General features: G+C 56.1%; 18 protein-coding genes. 11 read left to right on the forward strand and 7 right to left on the reverse strand.

The window, feature by feature from the left end:
- The first annotated feature begins 169 nt into the window (after positions 1–169).
- Both K7H21_RS00100 and K7H21_RS00105 read left to right on the forward strand, forming a co-directional pair.
- The gene (locus K7H21_RS00100) at positions 170–1,792 is read left to right on the forward strand and encodes an alpha-glucoside-specific PTS transporter subunit IIBC (RefSeq protein ID WP_004126906.1); all 1,623 of its coding nucleotides are present in this window, start codon (positions 170–172) and stop codon (positions 1,790–1,792) included.
- On the forward strand, positions 1,789–3,111 hold the full coding sequence (locus K7H21_RS00105; protein ID WP_004126903.1) for a 6-phospho-alpha-glucosidase: 1,323 nt from the start codon (positions 1,789–1,791) through the stop codon (positions 3,109–3,111). Before K7H21_RS00100 ends, K7H21_RS00105 begins: the two co-directional genes overlap by 4 nt.
- On the opposite strand, the gene K7H21_RS00110 is transcribed toward K7H21_RS00105, so the two are convergent.
- Positions 3,108–4,001 carry a helix-turn-helix transcriptional regulator gene (locus K7H21_RS00110; RefSeq protein WP_004126900.1) on the reverse strand — a complete coding sequence of 298 codons (894 nt, stop codon included), beginning with the start codon at positions 3,999–4,001 and terminating at the stop codon, positions 3,108–3,110. The genes K7H21_RS00105 and K7H21_RS00110 overlap by 4 nt on opposite strands.
- Positions 4,002–4,176: 175 nt before the next feature.
- Here K7H21_RS00110 and K7H21_RS00115 point away from each other — a divergent pair, with 175 nt between their 5' ends.
- The 5 genes from K7H21_RS00115 (at position 4,177) to K7H21_RS00135 (ending at position 8,845) form a co-directional block, all read left to right on the forward strand.
- Entirely contained in the window at positions 4,177–5,892 is a 1,716-nt protein-coding gene (locus tag K7H21_RS00115) for a solute:sodium symporter family transporter (RefSeq protein WP_004126885.1), read from the forward strand.
- Positions 5,889–7,382: a sulfatase-like hydrolase/transferase gene (locus tag K7H21_RS00120; RefSeq protein WP_223035498.1), complete on the forward strand. Its 1,494-nt coding sequence runs from the start codon at positions 5,889–5,891 to the stop codon at positions 7,380–7,382. Before K7H21_RS00115 ends, K7H21_RS00120 begins: the two co-directional genes overlap by 4 nt.
- A gap of 236 nt (positions 7,383–7,618) precedes the next feature.
- Positions 7,619–7,966: a YidH family protein gene (locus K7H21_RS00125; RefSeq protein ID WP_004126880.1), complete on the forward strand. Its 348-nt coding sequence runs from the start codon at positions 7,619–7,621 to the stop codon at positions 7,964–7,966.
- Entirely contained in the window at positions 7,956–8,318 is a 363-nt protein-coding gene (locus tag K7H21_RS00130; protein ID WP_004126877.1) for a DUF202 domain-containing protein, read from the forward strand. Before K7H21_RS00125 ends, K7H21_RS00130 begins: the two co-directional genes overlap by 11 nt.
- Positions 8,315–8,845 (forward strand): radical SAM protein, encoded by a 531-nt coding sequence (locus K7H21_RS00135; RefSeq protein ID WP_049115575.1) that lies wholly within the window; start codon positions 8,315–8,317, stop codon positions 8,843–8,845. The genes K7H21_RS00130 and K7H21_RS00135 overlap by 4 nt, the downstream gene beginning before the upstream one ends.
- A 53-nt stretch (positions 8,846–8,898) precedes the next feature.
- Here the strand turns inward: K7H21_RS00135 and dsdA are convergent, their stop codons facing one another.
- Both dsdA and dsdX read right to left on the reverse strand, forming a co-directional pair.
- Positions 8,899–10,227: a D-serine ammonia-lyase gene (gene dsdA / locus K7H21_RS00140; protein WP_049115576.1), complete on the reverse strand. Its 1,329-nt coding sequence runs from the start codon at positions 10,225–10,227 to the stop codon at positions 8,899–8,901.
- A gap of 17 nt (positions 10,228–10,244) precedes the next feature.
- Positions 10,245–11,582: a D-serine transporter DsdX gene (gene dsdX / locus K7H21_RS00145; RefSeq protein WP_004126868.1), complete on the reverse strand. Its 1,338-nt coding sequence runs from the start codon at positions 11,580–11,582 to the stop codon at positions 10,245–10,247.
- Between the two features lie 223 nt (positions 11,583–11,805).
- On the opposite strand from dsdX, the gene dsdC reads away from it, so the two are divergent.
- Positions 11,806–12,735 carry a DNA-binding transcriptional regulator DsdC gene (gene dsdC / locus K7H21_RS00150; RefSeq protein ID WP_004126866.1) on the forward strand — a complete coding sequence of 310 codons (930 nt, stop codon included), beginning with the start codon at positions 11,806–11,808 and terminating at the stop codon, positions 12,733–12,735.
- Positions 12,736–12,860: 125 nt separating this feature from the next.
- On the opposite strand, the gene emrD is transcribed toward dsdC, so the two are convergent.
- The 4 genes from emrD to tisB all read right to left on the reverse strand — a co-directional run bounded on the left by emrD (position 12,861) and on the right by tisB (position 15,870).
- A complete protein-coding gene (gene emrD, locus K7H21_RS00155; RefSeq protein WP_139529817.1) occupies positions 12,861–14,045 on the reverse strand; it encodes a multidrug efflux MFS transporter EmrD in 1,185 nt (394 codons plus the stop codon).
- Positions 14,046–14,359: 314 nt separating this feature from the next.
- Positions 14,360–15,193, reverse strand: a complete 834-nt coding sequence (locus K7H21_RS00160; protein ID WP_004126860.1) for a DMT family transporter — start codon at positions 15,191–15,193, stop codon at positions 14,360–14,362.
- A 70-nt stretch (positions 15,194–15,263) separates the two neighbouring features.
- A complete protein-coding gene (locus K7H21_RS00165) occupies positions 15,264–15,710 on the reverse strand; it encodes a GNAT family N-acetyltransferase (RefSeq protein WP_142471528.1) in 447 nt (148 codons plus the stop codon).
- 70 nt (positions 15,711–15,780) lie between these two features.
- The gene (gene tisB, locus K7H21_RS00170; protein ID WP_004107126.1) at positions 15,781–15,870 is read right to left on the reverse strand and encodes a type I toxin-antitoxin system toxin TisB; all 90 of its coding nucleotides are present in this window, start codon (positions 15,868–15,870) and stop codon (positions 15,781–15,783) included.
- A 587-nt stretch (positions 15,871–16,457) separates the two neighbouring features.
- On the opposite strand from tisB, the gene ivbL reads away from it, so the two are divergent.
- From ivbL to ilvN, 3 genes are all read left to right on the forward strand, one after another.
- Positions 16,458–16,553: an ilvB operon leader peptide IvbL gene (gene ivbL, locus K7H21_RS00175; protein WP_004107123.1), complete on the forward strand. Its 96-nt coding sequence runs from the start codon at positions 16,458–16,460 to the stop codon at positions 16,551–16,553.
- A 102-nt stretch (positions 16,554–16,655) separates the two neighbouring features.
- Positions 16,656–18,344, forward strand: coding sequence for an acetolactate synthase large subunit (gene ilvB, locus K7H21_RS00180; protein WP_049113098.1), 1,689 nt, complete (start codon positions 16,656–16,658; stop codon positions 18,342–18,344).
- Between the two features lie 3 nt (positions 18,345–18,347).
- Complete coding sequence (gene ilvN / locus K7H21_RS00185) at positions 18,348–18,638, forward strand: acetolactate synthase small subunit (RefSeq protein ID WP_004107116.1); 291 nt, start codon at positions 18,348–18,350, stop codon at positions 18,636–18,638.
- The last annotated feature ends 11 nt before the right edge of the window (positions 18,639–18,649 follow it).

The following is an 18,649-nucleotide window of genomic DNA, read 5'->3' on the forward strand; positions in this document are numbered from 1 at the left end:
AAAGCGATCACGAATCGCAACGGCGCCGCATGTTGTTGGAGGGGCAAATTTCTATTCTCATCTCAGGCCAGTACAAATAGTTACCCTGAATAATTCACCGCGGCAGGTGAAGCATGGCGGGTATGAATAAGGCCACTCACCCTATGAGTTGTTACATGAGGATTTTCAAATGCTCAGTCAAATACAACGCTTTGGCGGCGCCATGTTTACCCCGGTTTTACTCTTTCCTTTCGCCGGGATCGTGGTGGGTATCGCCATTATGTTGCGCAACCCGATGTTCGTCGGCGAAGCGCTCACAGCACCCGACAGTTTATTTGCTCAGATCGTTCACATTATTGAAGAGGGCGGCTGGACCGTCTTTCGTAATATGCCGCTGATTTTCGCCGTCGGTCTACCGATCGGCCTGGCGAAACAGGCCCAGGGCCGGGCCTGCCTGGCGGTGCTGGTTAGCTTCCTTACCTGGAACTACTTTATCAACGCCATGGGGATGACCTGGGGCCACTTCTTCGGCGTCGACTTTTCCGTTGAGCCAACGGCAGGCAGCGGCCTGACGATGATGGCCGGGATTAAAACGCTTGATACCAGCATTATCGGCGCGATCGTCATTTCCGGGCTGGTGACCGCCCTGCATAACCGCTATTTCGATAAACCGCTGCCGGTGTTTCTGGGGATCTTCCAGGGCTCCTCGTTTGTGGTCATTGTTGCCTTCCTGGCAATGATTCCCTGCGCCTGGCTGACCCTGCTTGGCTGGCCAAAGGTGCAGATGGGCATTGAATCGCTGCAGGCCTTTTTACGCTCCGCCGGAGCACTGGGCGTCTGGGTCTATATCTTCCTTGAACGTATCCTGATCCCGACCGGTTTACATCACTTCGTCTATGGACCGTTTATTTTCGGCCCGGCGGTAGTGGAAAGCGGTATTCAGGTTTACTGGGCGCAGCATTTACATGAGTTCAGCCAGAGTTCCGAGGCGCTGAAAACCCTGTTCCCGGAAGGCGGATTCGCGCTGCACGGTAACTCGAAGGTCTTTGGTTCCGTGGGTATCGCGCTGGCGCTCTACTACACCGCAGCACCGGAAAACCGCGTGAAAGTCGCCGGTCTGCTGATTCCTGCCACCTTAACCGCCGTACTGGTGGGAATAACCGAGCCGTTAGAGTTCACCTTCCTGTTTATCTCGCCGCTGCTGTTTGCCGTCCATGCGGTGCTGGCGGCCACTATGGCGACGGTGATGTATATCTGCGGCGTGGTAGGCAACTTTGGCGGCGGCCTGCTCGACCAGTTCCTGCCGCAAAACTGGATCCCGATGTTCCACAACCACGCGTCGATGATGTTTATCCAGATTGGCGTTGGCGTGTGCTTCACCGCACTCTACTTCGTCATTTTCCGCACGTTGATTCTGCGCCTGAACCTCAAAACGCCGGGCCGTGAAGAGAGTGAAATTAAGCTCTACAGCAAAGCGGATTACCAGGCCGCACGCGGTAAAACCAGCGCCGCCGGAGCAGCGGACACCAAACTGGGCCAGGCCGCCGGCTTCCTGCAGGCGCTGGGCGGAGCGGGCAATATCGAAAGCATCAATAACTGCGCCACCCGGCTGCGCATTGCGCTGGTCGATATGGCGAAGACCCAAAGCGACGACGTCTTTAAAGCGCTGGGCGCCCACGGCGTAGTCCGCCGCGGCAACGCAATTCAGGTCATCGTCGGCCTGCACGTTCCTCAGGTCCGCGACCAGCTGGAAACCCTGATAAAAGATTCTCTACAGACCGAACAAACCACCATGACGGAGGCAGTATCATGAAAAAATTCTCAGTTGTTATCGCAGGCGGCGGTAGTACCTTCACCCCGGGCATCGTGCTGATGCTGTTAGCGAACCAGGATCGCTTCCCGCTGCGGTCGCTGAAATTTTACGACAACGACGGCGCGCGTCAGGAGACCATCGCCGAGGCGTGCAAAGTCATTCTCAAAGAGCAGGCCCCGGAGATCGAGTTCAGCTACACCACCGACCCGCAGGCGGCGTTTACCGACGTCGATTTCGTGATGGCGCATATCCGCGTGGGCAAATACCCGATGCGTGAAAAAGATGAAAAAATTCCGCTGCGCCACGGCGTTCTGGGCCAGGAAACCTGCGGCCCAGGCGGGATCGCCTACGGTATGCGCTCCATTGGCGGCGTCCTGGAACTGGTGGACTATATGGAAAAATATTCACCAAACGCCTGGATGCTGAACTACTCCAACCCGGCGGCCATTGTGGCGGAAGCGACCCGCCGCCTGCGTCCGAACGCTAAAATTCTCAACATCTGTGATATGCCGATCGGTATTGAAGGTCGGATGGCGCAAATCGTCGGCCTTAAGGACCGTAAACAGATGCGCGTGCGCTACTACGGGCTGAACCACTTCGGCTGGTGGACCTCGATTGAAGATTTGCAGGGCAACGATCTGATGCCGAAACTGCGCGAACATGTCGCGAAATTCGGCTATGTGCCGCCATCAAACGATCCGCATACCGAAGCCAGCTGGAACGACACTTTCGCCAAGGCGAAAGACGTGCAGGCGTTGGATCCTGATACGATGCCGAATACCTATCTCAAGTATTATCTGTTCCCGGACTATGTGGTGGCGCACTCCAACCCGGAACGCACCCGCGCCAATGAGGTGATGGATCATCGTGAGAAAAACGTCTTTAGCGCCTGTCGGGCAATTATTGAGGCGGGTAAATCCTCCGCCGGCGATCTGGAAATTGACGAACACGCTTCCTACATCGTCGATCTGGCGGCGGCGATTGCCTTTAATACCCAGGAACGGATGCTGCTGATTGTGCCGAACAACGGCGCGATTCATAACTTTGACGCCGATGCGATGGTGGAAATTCCGTGCCTGGTGGGCCACAACGGACCGGAGCCGCTGACGGTTGGCGATATTCCGCACTTCCAGAAAGGGATGATGAGCCAGCAGGTCGCGGTGGAAAAACTGGTGGTGGATGCCTGGGAACAGCGCTCGTACCATAAGCTGTGGCAGGCCATCGCACTGTCGAAAACCGTACCGAGCGCATCGGTCGCCAAAGCGATTCTTGATGACCTGATCGCGGCCAACAAAGAGTACTGGCCGGAACTGCATTAATCCTGCTGACCGGCATCCATGGGGTGCCGGTCATTCATTTTTAACACCGCTGAGGGCGCGTAGCCGAACCGGCGTTTAAACGCCTTGCTAAAATGAAAGGAGTCAAAGAAGTTCAGCATTTCCGCCACCTTACCCACCGTATTCCCCTCCTGCTTTAATAGCGACTGCGCCAGCTCAAGCTGGGCGTTAAGGTAATACTCCTTTGGCGTTTTGCCGGTATAACGCAAAAAGAGGCGCCGCAGCCACGGTTCGCTGCACTGCATAGCATCAGCCATATCGGCTACGCTCCAGCGTTTTTGCGGATTAGCGTGTAGAGCGGCAATAAGATTCTCCAGCTTTTGCAGTTGACGATCTTTGTTGCCATTTTCGGCAATCAGGCAAATCCATTGATAAATGATTTTCGTGAGGTAGGCGACGGCCAGGTTATTCTTTAGCGGATCGCGGTCAGCAATCAGTAAGGCCACTTCATTGAGTTCCTTATTAAAAATATCGGCGTGATAAATAGTGCCGATTTGTAATACCGGAATAGGCATCAGCGTAGTAGGAATAAATTCCATCCAGTATTGTTCCCAGACCAATCCGGCGCAGTGATAGGATTTGATCTCTATGGGTTTTAGAAATATGACGCAGTTACCGTTTAACGTTATTTCAGTATGGTCTTTAAGATATATTTTCCCGCACCCCTGGAGTGTATATATCGCCACCCACGAGTTGGCGATAAGCGGTTTCTTTTTATCGCGCGGCCAGCTAACCCGGTAGCTTTCATCGGCCAGGGTATGCCACAGCGAGAGCAGGGAAATCCCGCTTGAGATCACATTTTCTTCCAGAACTAACGGAATGTTATACGTAGTTTCGTTTTTTACATGCGAAATTTGTATTTTTCCATTCATTTTAATTTCCCATCGGCCAATGATGCCTGCAACCTGATGAGGTGAATTTAGCAAGAAATAGCCTTGCAGGGATACATTACATCTCGTTTTATATAAATCATCGCCTTACCTGGATAAAACGCTATACCTTTGTACCTAATAGCGCCGGGATATAATGACAAATAAGGGCTTAAAGATGAATACTATACAAATTTTGAGCTTTGTCGGTTTTACATTGCTGGTGGCTATCATTACCTGGTTCAAGGTAAGAAAAGCGGATACCGGTTCGCAGCAGGGCTATTTTCTTGCCGGCCGTTCGCTGAAAGCGCCAGTCATCGCCGCCTCGCTGATGTTAACCAACTTATCGACCGAACAGCTGGTAGGATTATCGGGCCAGGCTTACAAAAGCGGCATGTCGGTCATGGGCTGGGAAGTGACATCGGCGGTGACGCTAATCTTCCTGGCGCTGATCTTTCTTCCCCGTTATTTGCAGCGCGGTATCGCCACCATCCCGGACTTTCTGGAAGAGCGGTACGATAAAACGACCCGCATTATTATCGACTTCTGCTTTCTTATCGCCACCGGTATCTGCTTTTTACCCATCGTGCTTTACTCCGGCGCGCTGGCGCTAAATAGCCTGTTTCATATCGGTGAGTCGCTGGGGCTGACCCAGGGCGCCGCCATCTGGTTACTGGTCATTTTGCTCGGTCTGGCCGGGATTTTATACGCGGTGATCGGCGGTATGCGCGCAATGGCAATCGCTGATTCCATTAACGGAATTGGCCTGGTGATTGGCGGTCTGATGGTACCGATTTTTGGCCTGATGGCGATGGGGAAGGGGAGCTTTTTACAGGGCATAGAGCAGCTGACGACGGTACATGCGGAGAAGCTGAACTCCATTGGCGGCAGCACTGACCCCTTACCGATTGGCGCGGCGTTTACCGGCCTGATTCTGGTGAACACCTTCTACTGGTGTACTAATCAGGGGATAGTTCAGCGAACCCTGGCGTCAAAAAGCCTGGCGGAGGGGCAGAAAGGGGCGCTGCTGACGGCAGTTCTCAAGATGCTCGATCCGTTGATTCTGGTTCTTCCCGGTTTAATTGCCTTTCACCTCTACCAGGATCTGCCGAGCGCGGATATGGCCTATCCGACGCTGGTCAATAAGGTGATGCCGCTCCCGTTAGTTGGGTTCTTCGGCGCGGTACTGTTTGGCGCGGTTATTAGCACCTTTAACGGTTTTTTAAACAGCGCCAGTACCCTGTTCAGCATGGGGATTTACCGGCGCATCATTAATCAAAACGCACAGCCGGAACAGCTGGTGCGCATTGGGCGGAAATTTGGCCTTTTTATTGCGGTGATATCGGTGATTGTCGCGCCGTGGATCGCCAATGCTCCGCAGGGACTGTATAGCTGGATGAAGCAGCTCAACGGTATTTATAACGTGCCGCTGGTAACCATCATCATTATGGGCTTCTTCTTTCCGCGTATCCCGGCGATCGCCGCCAAAGTGGCGATGGGGCTGGGGATTGTTAGCTACATCACGATTAACTACCTGGTGAAGTTCGATTTCCATTTCCTCTACGTGCTTGCCTGCACGTTCTGCATCAACGTGGTAGTCATGCTGGTTATCGGCGTCATTAAGCCGCGGGCGACGCCGTTTAAATTCCATGATGCGTTTGCCGTTGATATGCAGCCGTACCGGCACGTGAAAATTGCTTCGGTGGGGATCTTGTTCGCGATGATCGGCGTTTACGCGGGCCTCGCCGAATTTGGCGGCTACGGCACTCGCTGGCTGGCGGCGGTGAGCTACGCCATTACCGCAGCGGTCGTTATCTATCTGATTTACAGCAGCTGGCGGGAACGCCGCTCCGCTCCAGCTTCCTATGCTATCGACGTTAAGGAAAAATCATGAGTCGTCCCAATTTCCTGTTTATTATGACCGATACCCAGGCGACCAATATGGTGGGCTGCTACAGCGGTAAACCGCTGAATACCCATAATATTGATCGTCTGGCCGCCGAAGGTATCCGCTTTAATTCCGCCTATACCTGCTCGCCGGTATGCACTCCGGCGCGTGCCGGACTGTTTACCGGAATCTACGCCAGCCAGTCCGGCCCGTGGACCAATAACATCGCGCCGGGAAAAAACATCTCTACCATGGGGCGCTACTTTAAGGATGCAGGTTACCGCACCTGCTATATCGGCAAGTGGCATCTGGATGGTCACGACTACTTTGGTACCGGCGAGTGCCCGCCGGAGTGGGACGCTGACTACTGGTTCGACGGCGCAAATTACCTCGCGGAGCTGACCAAGGAGGAGATCAGCCTGTGGCGCAATGGCCTGAACTCGGTTGAAGATTTACAGCGACACGGTATCGACGAAACCTTTACCTGGGCGCACCGCATCAGCAATCGGGCGGTAGACTTCCTGCATCAACCCGCGCGCGCCGACGAGCCGTTCCTGATGGTGGTGTCCTATGACGAGCCGCACCATCCGTTTACCTGCCCGGTGGAGTATCTGGAGAAGTATCAGGACTTTTATTACGACCTCGGGCCGAAGGCTCATGATTCGTTGAGCAATAAACCGGAACACCATCGGCTATGGTCGCAGGCGATGCCCTCACCGGTAGGCGAGGATGGGCGCTATCATCATCCGCTCTACTTTGCCTGCAACGACTTTGTTGATGACCAGATTGGTCGGGTGATCGATGCCTTAACCCCGGAACAGCGGGATAATACCTGGGTGATATACACCTCCGATCACGGTGAGATGATGGGCGCGCATAAGCTCATCAGCAAAGGCGCGGCGATGTATGACGACATTACCCGTATCCCGTTGATTATGCGCCCGCCGCAGGGCAAACCCGCGCAGGTCGACACACCGGTCAGCCATATCGACCTGCTGCCGACGATGATGGCGCTGGCGGGCATCGATAAGCCGGATATCCTGCCGGGAGAAAATATTCTCGATGCTGAAACGCCGCGTGGCGTGATGGTCGAGTTCAATCGCTATGAAATCGAACACGACAGCTTTGGCGGTTTTATTCCGGTGCGATGCTGGGTGACGGATGAGTACAAACTGGTACTCAATCTGTTTACCAGTGATGAACTGTATGATCGGAAAAATGACCAGGATGAGCTACATAATCTGATCGATGTCCATGAATTCGCCGACGTTCGCTACCGGATGCACGATGCGCTGCTGGACTATATGGATAAAATCCGCGACCCATTCCGCACCTATCAATGGAGCCTGCGTCCGTGGCGGCCGGATGCCCAGCCGCGCTGGATGGGCGCTTTCCGCCCGCGTCCGCAGGATGGCTACTCGCCGGTCGTGCGCGACTATGACACCGGTCTGCCGACGCGGGGCGTGAAGGTAGAGGAGAAAAAACAGAAATTTTGACGAGTTCACAACGTTGGCAAAGGGCGCTCGTCAGGCATTGCCCGGTAGAAAGGCGGACGCACTGGGCCATCACTCTGAACGATATAGCCGCCAATCATCAGCCTGATAACCTGACGTTAAATGGTTATCAGGCCTGAACTTTTTCTGCAACGGGGCGATTATTGATGCCTTCCGCATTGGCTCTCAGGTAGAATCGCCGGTATTTTACGCAATCGGCAACCCATCAAGGAGTTATGATGAAAATATCCCGCCTTGGCGAAGCGCCGGATTACCGCTTCTCGCTGGCGAATGAACGTACCTTTCTGGCGTGGATCCGCACTTCGCTTGGCTTTTTAGCTGGCGGCGTCGGCCTGGACCAGCTGGCGCCGGATTTCGCGACGCCGCTGATCCGCGAAATTCTTGCTCTGCTGCTGTGCCTGTTTGCCGGCGGCCTGGCGATTTACGGTTATATACGCTGGCTGAGCAACGAAAAGGCAATGCGGCTTAAACAGGATCTTCCCTATACCCGCACCCTGCTGCTGATCAGTATTCTGCTGACTATCGTTATCGTGGTGGTCATGGCGCTGGTGCTCTATGCCGGATAATCGCCGGGCGCGCCGCGAGAACGACCCGGGCCTGCAACCGGAGCGCACGTCGCTGGCCTGGTTTCGCACTCTTTTAGGCTATGGCGCGCTGCTGGCGCTGGCGATTAAGCACCACTGGCATCAGGCAGGGCTTCCGTTCTGGATTTCGCTGTGCATATTGCCGTTTGTCGCTGTCATCCTCTGGCGCTATACCCGCAGCCGCAATGTGATGGATGTTGAGCACAGTGATTTTGTCCAGCGGCAGGCGGTTCGTGACAAATTTTTGATCGCATTCGCAGTACTTTCCCTGTCATTGTTGTTTGCTGTAACCCATATACGACAGGTGATTTTGTTTATTAAGGATCTGATATGACAGGATGTCAGGCCGATTACAGTGACGATCGGCACTGCGGTAACTGCCAGTCTCTGGCGAGCGATATCCCGGTATGGGAAGTGATTATCCATCGTCAGGAGTGTGAACGCCCCGAGCATGTCTATCATCAGCTGAGCGCTCAGGGGGCAGCGGCTATCAAGTTCATTCCCCATTTGCAACCTTCCGACGCCCGCCTGTGGGGGGATTTTCTCTGCGCGGTGTTCGCTATTTGGATCAAAGAAGACGCTAATCGCATCGTCGTGCCGCTGTTTGAGGCAACGCTGCGCGCCTGGCGCGGTGAGGCAGTATGTTATGAGAATAATCCGCCTGGGCCGGCCTGCGCCGGCTGCGCCTGGCTAAGATTATGCGGTGGCGGCTGCCCGCAGCTGCGACTGGAGGATGGCTCCAATGCGCTATGCGAGGGATACCGGCAGTTTTATAGCTGGAGCGCCCCCTATATGCGCGTCCTGCGCGATTTACTCAACCAGCACCGCTCGCCGGTTGAGCTCATGCATCTGCTGCGCTAAAAAAATGGCGACGAGAGGATCTTCGTCGCCATTGCGTTTACCTGTCTTAAAGTTTACCGCCCTTTTGCCAGATACTGCGCCATCTCCTCTTTCGGCACCATGCCGCCGCCGGTCGCCCACACCAGATGGGTCGCATTCTGCATCTGCTCCGCGGTGAAGCCGTGCATCAGCTGATATGCCTCGCTGGCGCAGACCCGCTGCGGCCCGGCCATACCGGCCAGGGCGGATGGCTCGAGGCGAATACCTTCTTCTTCGGCTAACCAACCCAGCATATCGTACATAGTCTGGTCATCGAGAGAGCAGAACCCATCCAGCAGGCGCTCCATTGCCCGACCCACGAAACCGGAAGCGCGGCCTACCGCCAGACCGTCGGCGGCGGTCAGATTATCGATCCCCAGATCCTGAACTGAAATCTGGTCATGCAGGCCGGTATAGACCCCCAGCAGCATGCAAGGGGAGTGGGTCGGCTCGGCGAAGAGGCAGTGGACGTGGTCGCCAAACGCCAGCTTCAGGCCAAACGCCACCCCGCCGGGGCCGCCGCCCACGCCGCACGGCAGATAAACAAACAGCGGATGAGCGGCGTCTACCACGCGCCCTTCCCGGGCAAACTGCGCCTTTAGCCGCTCGCCGGCCACGGAATAACCGAGGAACAGGGTGCGCGAGTTCTCATCATCGATAAAGAAGCAGTTTGGGTCAGATTCGGCGGCTTTGCGCCCCTGCTCAACCGCCACGCCGTAATCCTCTTCGTACTCCACCACCGTTACGCCATGGCTGCGCAGTTTGGCTTTTTTCCACGCCCGGGCGTCGGCGGACATATGGACCGTTACTTTGAAGCCGATGCGCGCGCTCATTATGCCAATCGACATCCCCAGATTGCCGGTGGAGCCGACGGCGATGCTGTACTGGCTAAAGAACCCCCTGAACTCGGGCGTCAGCAGCTTACGGTAGTCGTCGGCAGTGTTTAACAATCCCGCGCCTATCGCCAGTTTCTCCGCGTGGGTAAGCACCTCATAAATGCCGCCGCGAGCTTTGATCGAACCCGAAATCGGCAGATGGCTGTCTTTTTTCAGCAGCAGATCGCCGCTAATTGGCTGGCTAAAAGTTTTTTCCAACCGGGCCTTCATTGCCGGAATAGCCACCAGCTCAGACTCGATAATGCCGCCGGTGGCGGCGGTTTCCGGAAAGGCCTCCGCCAGATAAGGCGCAAAGCGATCGAGCCGGGCATGGGCGTCCTGAACGTCTTCTGTCGTCAGGCCAACATAGGGTAACCCTTCCGCCAGCGACGTCGTTGACGGGTTAAACCAGGTGGTTTCTTTCAGGGCTATCAGCTCCTCCAGGAGAGGAAACTGCGCGAGTAAAGTGGTCATGTCAGCGTTTTTCATATTACGTCTCTTTGCGCTCAGATGATGAAAGAAAGCAGGAATGTACCGGCCAGTGCAAGCAGCGAAGCGATAAAGGTCGCGGTGGTATAGTATTTGAACGTCTCGTTGAGGCTTGCGCCGCAGTACTGTTTAACCAGCCAGAACAGGGAATCCGTTACGATAGTGCAGCCAATCGCGCCGGAGCCGATGGCGATAGCGATGATTTCCGGGCTCACGCCGGGATAGAGCGGCAGCATCGGCGCGACGATGGCGGTTGCGCCCATCATGGCGACGGTGGCGGAACCGACCGCGGCATGCAGAATCAGCGCCACCAGCCAGGCCAGCAGAATCGGGTGCATATCGAGGTTCGACAGAATCACCGCCAGCGTATCGGCCAGGCCGCTGGTTTTCAGGATGGCGTTGAAGGCCCCGCCAGCGCCGATAATCAGCAGAATGTTGGCAATTGAACCGAAGCAGTTTTCCGTATGCGTCAGCAGGGTACTCATCCCCATATCCTGGCGGATACCCAGCACGTAGTAGGCCACGAAAACGGCGATAAACATGGCGGTGATCGGGTTGCCGATAAACTCCAGCAGCATATACAGCGTGCCGCCTTTGGTCATATTCAGTTCGGCGATGGTTTTGACCAGCATCAGGCCGATCGGCAGCAGCACCGTAAACAGGGTTGCGCCCAGTGACGGCAGGGTCTCTTCTTTGCGCACTTCGAGATTGGCAAATTCAGCCGGAACCGCTTTAAACGGCAGGCGGTTGCCGAGCAGCCGTAGGAACAGCGGGCCGCCGACCAGCGAAGCCAGCAGGCCCACCAGCAGACCGTATACGATCACCGTCCCGATATCCGCGCCCAGCTTGTTCGCGACAAACAGCGCCGCCGGATGCGGCGGCACCACGCAGTGCACCGCCATCAGCGCCGTACACAGCGGAATGGCCAGCTTGAGCAGCGACGTGTTGGTCTTCTTGGCAATGGAAAACGCCAGCGGGATCAGCAGCACCACGCCCACTTCAACGAATAGGGTGATCCCGCAAATCAGGCCCACCAGCACCATAATAACGTCGGCGGACAGCCAGCGGCAGCGCTGGAGCGTCAGGCCAATACGTTCCGCTGCGCCGGAGACCTCCATCATTTTGCCGAGAATCGTCCCCAGCCCAATCACCGCCGCCAGGAAGCCCAGCGTACCGCCAATCCCGCTCTCTATGGCGTTAACCATATCCAGCGGGCTCATTCCCATCATGGCGCCGACGAAAAAGCTGGCCAGCAGTAGCGCCAGAAACGGGTGAAACTTTAGTTTGACGATAGTTAACACAATCAACACGATGCTAATCAGCAGCGTGCTCACAACCCAGATCTGAGATTCCATACCCCACCTCGCCTGTGAATAATCTACGGGTATTGAACAGAAAAACGGCACGCGCTGACAAACGATATAAACGGCTCTTCAGGTGAATCAGATTGAATCAAAAAGGTGATTTCGCTCTAATATTGCCTGTTTATTGTGCTATGAATCACTTTTTTTCATCTTTAAGCGGTCAGCAGGGCGATAATTTTCTTACACTCGGCGGGGAAAATTAAAGGAGTAGGTGATGGAGACGCTAAAAGATCTGGGTAACAGGCTACTCAACGGCTGGCAGCTTTCGAAGCTGTATACTTTTGAAGTCGCCGCCCGTCATGAGTCGTTCGCCCTGGCGGCGGAGGAACTATCGCTGACGCCTAGCGCGGTGAGCCACCGTATCAATCAGCTTGAAGAAGAGCTGGGGATCCAGCTGTTTGTGCGCTCGCACCGCAAGGTGGAGCTGACGCATGAGGGCAAACGGGTGTTCTGGGCGCTGAAGTCCTCGCTGGACAGCCTGAACCAGGAGATTCTGGATATTAAAAACCAGGAGCTGTCGGGAACGTTAACGGTCTATTCGCGCCCGTCAATCGCCCAGTGCTGGCTGGTGCCCGCGCTCGGCGATTTTACCCGCCGCTATCCCTCGATCTCGCTTACCGTGCTGACCGGCAACGATAACGTCAACATGCAGCGTGCGGGCATCGACCTGGCGATCTACTTTGATGACGCGCCTTCCTCACAGCTTAGCCATCATTTTTTGATGGATGAGGCTATCGTGCCGGTTTGCACGGCGGAATACGCGCGCCAGCATCATCTGCGGCAGAATCCCGGCAACCTTCGTCACTGCACGCTGCTGCACGATCGTCAGGCCTGGAGCAACGATTCCGGTACCGACGAGTGGTTCAGTTGGGCGCAGAAATTTAGCATCGATTTGCCGCAATCGTCAGGAATTGGCTTCGATCGTTCGGATTTGGCGGTCATTGCGGCGATGAACCACGTCGGCGTGGCGATGGGGCGTAAGCGGCTGGTGCAAAAGCGCCTGGAGAGCGGCGAGCTGATCGCGCCGTTCGGCGAGATGACCCTGAAGTGCCATCAGCACTATTACGTAACGACCCTGCCGGGTCGTCAATGGCCGAAAATCGATGCCTTTATCAACTGGCTGCAGAGTCAGGCACAATTATGATGACCGGCTTAGTTTCATCCCGGCTTGCGCTGCGCTTAGCCGGGCTACGGGTTCATCGGCGTCCGTCATTTTGTAGCCCGGGTAAGACGCGCCGCGTCGCGACCCGGGGAACCCGCAATGAAGCCTTAAACCGGCTGCTGGTGTTGATGAAAGCGCGACGCCAGCGGCAGCCAGCACAGCAGAATCAGTAACCCCATCAGCATCATCAGCAGGCCAAGACTACCCTGGCCTGTTTGCGGCATCATCGCCGACAGCCACGCCAGCACGCCGGAACCGATATTCTGCAGCCCACCCACCAGTGCCCCGGCGGTGCCGGCGAGGAACGGGAAGGGCTCCATCGCGCCGCTGGTCGCCAGCGGGAACAGCATCCCGGCGCCAAAAAAGAACAGCGCGGCAGGAGCTAGTAGGGTCCAGACGGTCATCACGCCCAGCAGGCCAGGGATCCACATCAGCACGCCCGCCAGCAGGCAGCAAATCACCGATTGCCACATCAGCGTCGGAAAGCGTTTGTTCGGCCGTCCGGCAAACCAGGCGCCGAAGAACGCCGCCGGGATCGGCAGAATAAACAGAATGCTGACCGACATGCTGCTTAGACCCAGCACTGCGCCCATCAGCACGCCGGAACAGGCTTCGAATACGGCAATGCCCGCCAGGCCGCCGATCAGCATCAACAGATAGCAGTTGAACGCGCCGGTACTGAACAGCGTTTTATAGTTGGTAATGAGCCGGGTACGCGGCGCGCCGGTGGGCCGGGTTTCCGGCATCCAGCGCGCCATGCTGAAGGTGACGCCGGCGCAAAGCACCAGCAGGAACACGAAACAGGCCCGCCAGTTCCATAGAGTATCGAGAATGCCGCCAATCAGCGGAGCCAGCAGCGGGCTGACCAGAATCCCCATATTCAGCAGACTATTGGCATGCCTGAGTTGCGCGCCTTCATACAAATCGCGCGGCAGGGTGCGCGCCATGACGCCGCCGACGCCGGTGCCCATTCCCTGCATCGCACTGGCGGCAATCAGCACCGGCAGGCTATGAGTGGTGATGGCAACCAGCGTCGCCAGCATAAAAATAGACATCCCAACGAGGATCACCGGGCGGCGGCCAACGCGATCGGAGAGCGGGCCGTAGAAAAGCTGTGAGACGCCGTAGGTCAGTAGATAAGCGGCCATCACGCTCTGCACCGCGCCTTCGCGAACGTTTAGCGATACCGCCATATCGGCAATCGCCGGAATATAAATGGTCTGCGCCATCTGGCCTACGGCCACCAGCAGTACCAGCATCAACAACAAATTGAAGTTCTTATGGCGTTTCATGTCGATGAATACTTTGTATAAAGTTGAGTATAGAGAATATGTGACTGGCACATCCGCAAAACGATGGAGGAATCTACCACATAATAATGACAGGACAACCACGTGACGGTGATTGTGGGAGGATTTTCAGGCAGGTTTTGTAAACAACAATCGGCAACTAATGTTGCCATGTATATACCCGTCATACTTCAAGTTGCAGATGCGTTGGCTGCGGATTACTCGGCCTAAGGCCTCGCCCCTTACGGGGCCAGCGCAAGCGCCGTTCAAAACGGTTAACCGTTTTGTCCTGCAACTCGAATTATTTAGGGTATAGATTAAGACAGCCGCAGCAAAATCGCCCCAGCGGCGATACCGCAGGCGGCAACGATACGCAATGGAACCATTTTCTCTTTCAACAGGATAAACGCGATAACCGCGCCGAAAAGAATCGAAGTTTCGCGCAGGGCGGCAACCACAGCCAGCGGCGCCTGAGTCATTGCCCACAGCGCCAGACCATAGGAGCCCATGGTGCCGACGCCACCCACCATGCCTTTCTTCCAGTGCTGGCGCAGATAGCGACTGGCCTGCGGGCGTCGGGCAATCATCGCCCAGCCCAGCAGGCAGAAGCCGTTCATAAAAAAGGTCCACAGGGTATAGCCCAGCGCGGTTTCTGAAAGCCGTACCCCGGTCCCGTCAACCAGCGTGTAGCCGGCAATGAAGCAGGCGTTGATTAGCGCCAGTACGATACCCTGGCTTGAACTGGCGCGGCCGTTAAAAGCCATCGCCAGAATCGCCAGGCAGATGACGCCGATGCCCAGCCATGCCAGCGGGGAGAGATGGTCGCCAAGGAAGATGACGCTGATTATCGCCACCAGTAGCGGCGCGGTCCCGCGCATCAGCGGATAGGTCTGGCTCATATCCGAGACCTGATAGGTTTTTGCCACCAGCACCGTATACACCACCTGCAGCGCGCAGGAGACGGCAAGAAACGGCACGCTGGCCAGCGTCGGCTGGGGGGAAAAGGGGAGCATAACCAGCGCGATGAGCGACGCTGAGCCGCTAACGCCGACCGCCGCGTACAGTTTATCACCGCTGGCTTTTACGATAGCGTTCCAGCTGGCGTGAAGCAGGGCGGCAAACAGCAAAATAGAGAATACGGTAATGGTCATTACGGCCTGGCGCTGAGGAAAAAATCGTCACTGGACTGTAACATGCGCGCTTGTCGTCAGCCAGCTGCGGCTAGAGCGAACAAAACAGGCGATGGGTGACCCGCGGTTCATCATGCACCGGGCGAAACCCCAGATTTTCATAAAACGACCAGGCAGTTGACGGCGCATGGGTGTTGAGAAAATCAAAGCTGGCGCCGGAGTGGGTGATAACCGAGACCAGCAGCTGATGCCCGATCCCCTGTCGACGGTGGCTTTCACCGATGTATAAATGGCGGATGCGCCCGGTCCGCACCTGCTGGCTAAAAGGGTCGATATTCAGTCCGCAAACGCCGACCAGCTGCCCATGCGCAAAGGCCCCCAGCAGCTTTTCTCCCGGTGCGTCAAAGCGGTTTTTCCCACTCTGCCAGTTCTCAGCCAGGCGGCCAAGCATATTCAGATTTTGCGCCAGGCTTTCGGCGCGCAACGCCGAAAAACCGGGTTCGTCCGGGGTGATGGCGGCAATCAACAAGGGTGCCATAATTTTCTCCGTCAGGTTAGCCTGTAGAGGGGCGGTTTCCCGCCCCTCCCAGGTGCGACTTGAACCTGAATCAGCGGAACTGTTTCAGGACTGCATCAAGTAGTTGCAACACGGCAACCATGAGTTTCAGGATGAGAACAACGATATCCACTCCGCCCATACGCGTCTCCTCTGGTTCAGGAGCACAACCGGCTGGCGTACCTTTCCGCCGCCTGTTGCCAGCCAGGGTATACCCGTCATATTCAGACGCCACCTGCCGGTGGCGGACTCAATAATTCGGGGTATTTGTTGACGTAACACAGTGTGCTCTTCTGGGGTTAAGGCGCTGACGGCACCACCCGTTTCAGCCAGGACTTTTTTTTGCGCCGGTAAAAGTGCGGCCCCAGATTCACCCTGCGTACCCCCTCAGTATAGAATGAATACTGTATGCATGAACAGTATTTTTTTGGACAAATTTGCCTACGCGATCCATACTCTACATCAGCAAAAACCGTCGTGAAAATTGCGCCTTCTTCGCCGATCGCGTATACTTTTTTCGTTGACGTAATACAGTGTGCTTGCGGCTACCAACCGTAAAAACACCGAGCAAAAAACCTCGCCGCGGCGGGGTTTTTGTTTTTCATCTCTCCTCCGCAAATTAATGTGATCTTCCGCGCAGTTTTCCCTGGTTGAAAATAAATCCATTGTGAAATGACAAAAGCTGTGTTTGTATAAATTCATTCCCTTTTTTGAGACAACAGGTCCCTAATGAACGCTACCACGCTGACTTCGACCCTACTACTAACCGCGCCTGCCGCGGTGGTCGTCGTGTCTGTGGTGGTCGTCGTCGGCAACGCGCCGTAGGGTCCGGAACAACACGAATTCCAAACCCCGCCGGCGCAAACCGAGCGGGGTTTTTCGTTTCATGCCCCTCGGTAAGTCGGCTCAGAATAAAAGGACTGGAGCATGGCAAGTTCGGGCACAACATCAGAAAAAATGCGCTTCACTGGCGCGCAGTTAGTCGTTCATTTACTGGAGCGTCAGGGGATCACCACGGTCAGCGGCATTCCGGGCGGCTCCATCCTTCCCATTTACGATGCGTTAAGCCAAAGCACGCAGATCCGCCATATTCTGGCGCGTCACGAGCAGGGGGCGGGATTCATCGCCCAGGGCATGGCGCGTACCGAAGGCAAACCCGCCGTGTGTATGGCCTGTAGCGGCCCGGGAGCCACTAACTTGATCACCGCTATCGCCGACGCCCGTCTGGATTCGATTCCGCTGGTGTGCATTACCGGCCAGGTTCCGGCCTCAATGATCGGCACCGACGCTTTCCAGGAAGTCGACACCTACGGTATCTCTATCCCCATCACCAAACATAACTATCTGGTCCGCAACATTGCTGAGCTGCCGCAGGTGATAAGCGACGCGTTTCGCATCGCGCAGTCCGGGCGACCAGGGCCGGTGTGGATAGATATTCCTAAGGATGTTCAGGCGGCGACCATTGAGCTCGACGCCCTGCCGGAACCCGGCGCCCGCATGGCAGCCCCGGAATTCGATAGCGCCAGCGTGCGCGAAGCGGCGGCAATGATTAACGCGGCGCAGCGTCCGGTACTCTATTTGGGTGGTGGGGTCATCAACGCTCCTGAGCAGATTCGCCAGCTGGCGGAGAAAGCTAATCTGCCGACTACCCTGACCTTAATGGCGTTGGGGATGCTGCCGAAAGCGCACCCGCTGTCGCTGGGCATGCTGGGGATGCACGGTGCGCGCAGTACCAACTTTATTCTTCAAGAGGCTGATTTACTGATTGTTTTAGGTGCTCGTTTTGATGACCGGGCGATTGGTAAAACCGAGCAGTTCTGCCCGAACGCGAAAATTATCCACGTTGATATCGACCGCTCAGAGCTGGGTAAAATCAAGCAGCCGCACGTGGCGATTCAGGGCGACGTTGGCGAAGTGCTGGAGCAGCTGATCCCGCAGGTCGAGGCGCAGCCGCGCAGCGCATGGCTGCAGCTGGTGGCAGATTTGCAGCGCGAGTTCCCCAGCACCATTCCGCAGGAGAAAGACCCGCTCTCCCATTACGGCCTGATTAACGCCGTGGCCGCCTGCGTGGATGATGAAGCGATCATCACTACCGACGTTGGCCAGCATCAGATGTGGACCGCTCAGGCTTATCCGCTGAACCGTCCGCGCCAGTGGCTGACCTCCGGCGGGTTGGGTACGATGGGTTTTGGCTTACCTGCCGCGGTGGGTGCGGCGCTGGCGAACCCGCAGCGCAAGGTTATCTGCTTCTCCGGCGACGGCAGCCTGATGATGAATATTCAGGAGATGGCGACGGCGGCGGAAAATCAGCTGGATGTGAAAATCATCTTGATGAATAACGAAGCGCTGGGGCTGGTGCATCAACAGCAAAGCATGTTCTATAAGCAGGGCGTGTTTGCCGCCACCTATCCTGGCATGGTCAACTTTATGCAGATCGCCGCTGGTTTTGGTCTGCAAACCTGTGATTTAAATAACGAAGCCGACCCGCAGGCGGCGCTGCAGGCGATTATCGACCGCCCAGGCCCGGCGCTGATCCACGTGCGTATCGATGCCGAAGAAAAAGTGTATCCAATGGTACCGCCGGGTGCGGCCAATACTGAAATGGTGGGGGAATAAGCCATGCAACAAGCGACTCATGAAAACGTTATTCTACAGCTCACCGTGCGCAACCACCCTGGTGTGATGACCCACGTTTGCGGCCTGTTTGCCCGCCGCGCTTTCAACGTGGAAGGCATTCTTTGTCTGCCGATTCAGGACAGCAACCAGAGCCGCATCTGGCTGCTTGTCAACGACGATCAGCGCCTCGGGCAGATGATTAGCCAGATCGAAAAGCTGGAAGACGTTGAGAAGGTGGTACGCAACCAGTCAGACCCGTCCATGTTCAGCAAAATTGCGGTCTTTTTTGAGTAACTAATTTTTCC

Source organism: Klebsiella sp. CTHL.F3a (assembly GCF_019890895.1).
In the GTDB taxonomy this organism is placed as follows: Bacteria; Pseudomonadota; Gammaproteobacteria; order Enterobacterales; family Enterobacteriaceae; genus Klebsiella; species Klebsiella grimontii.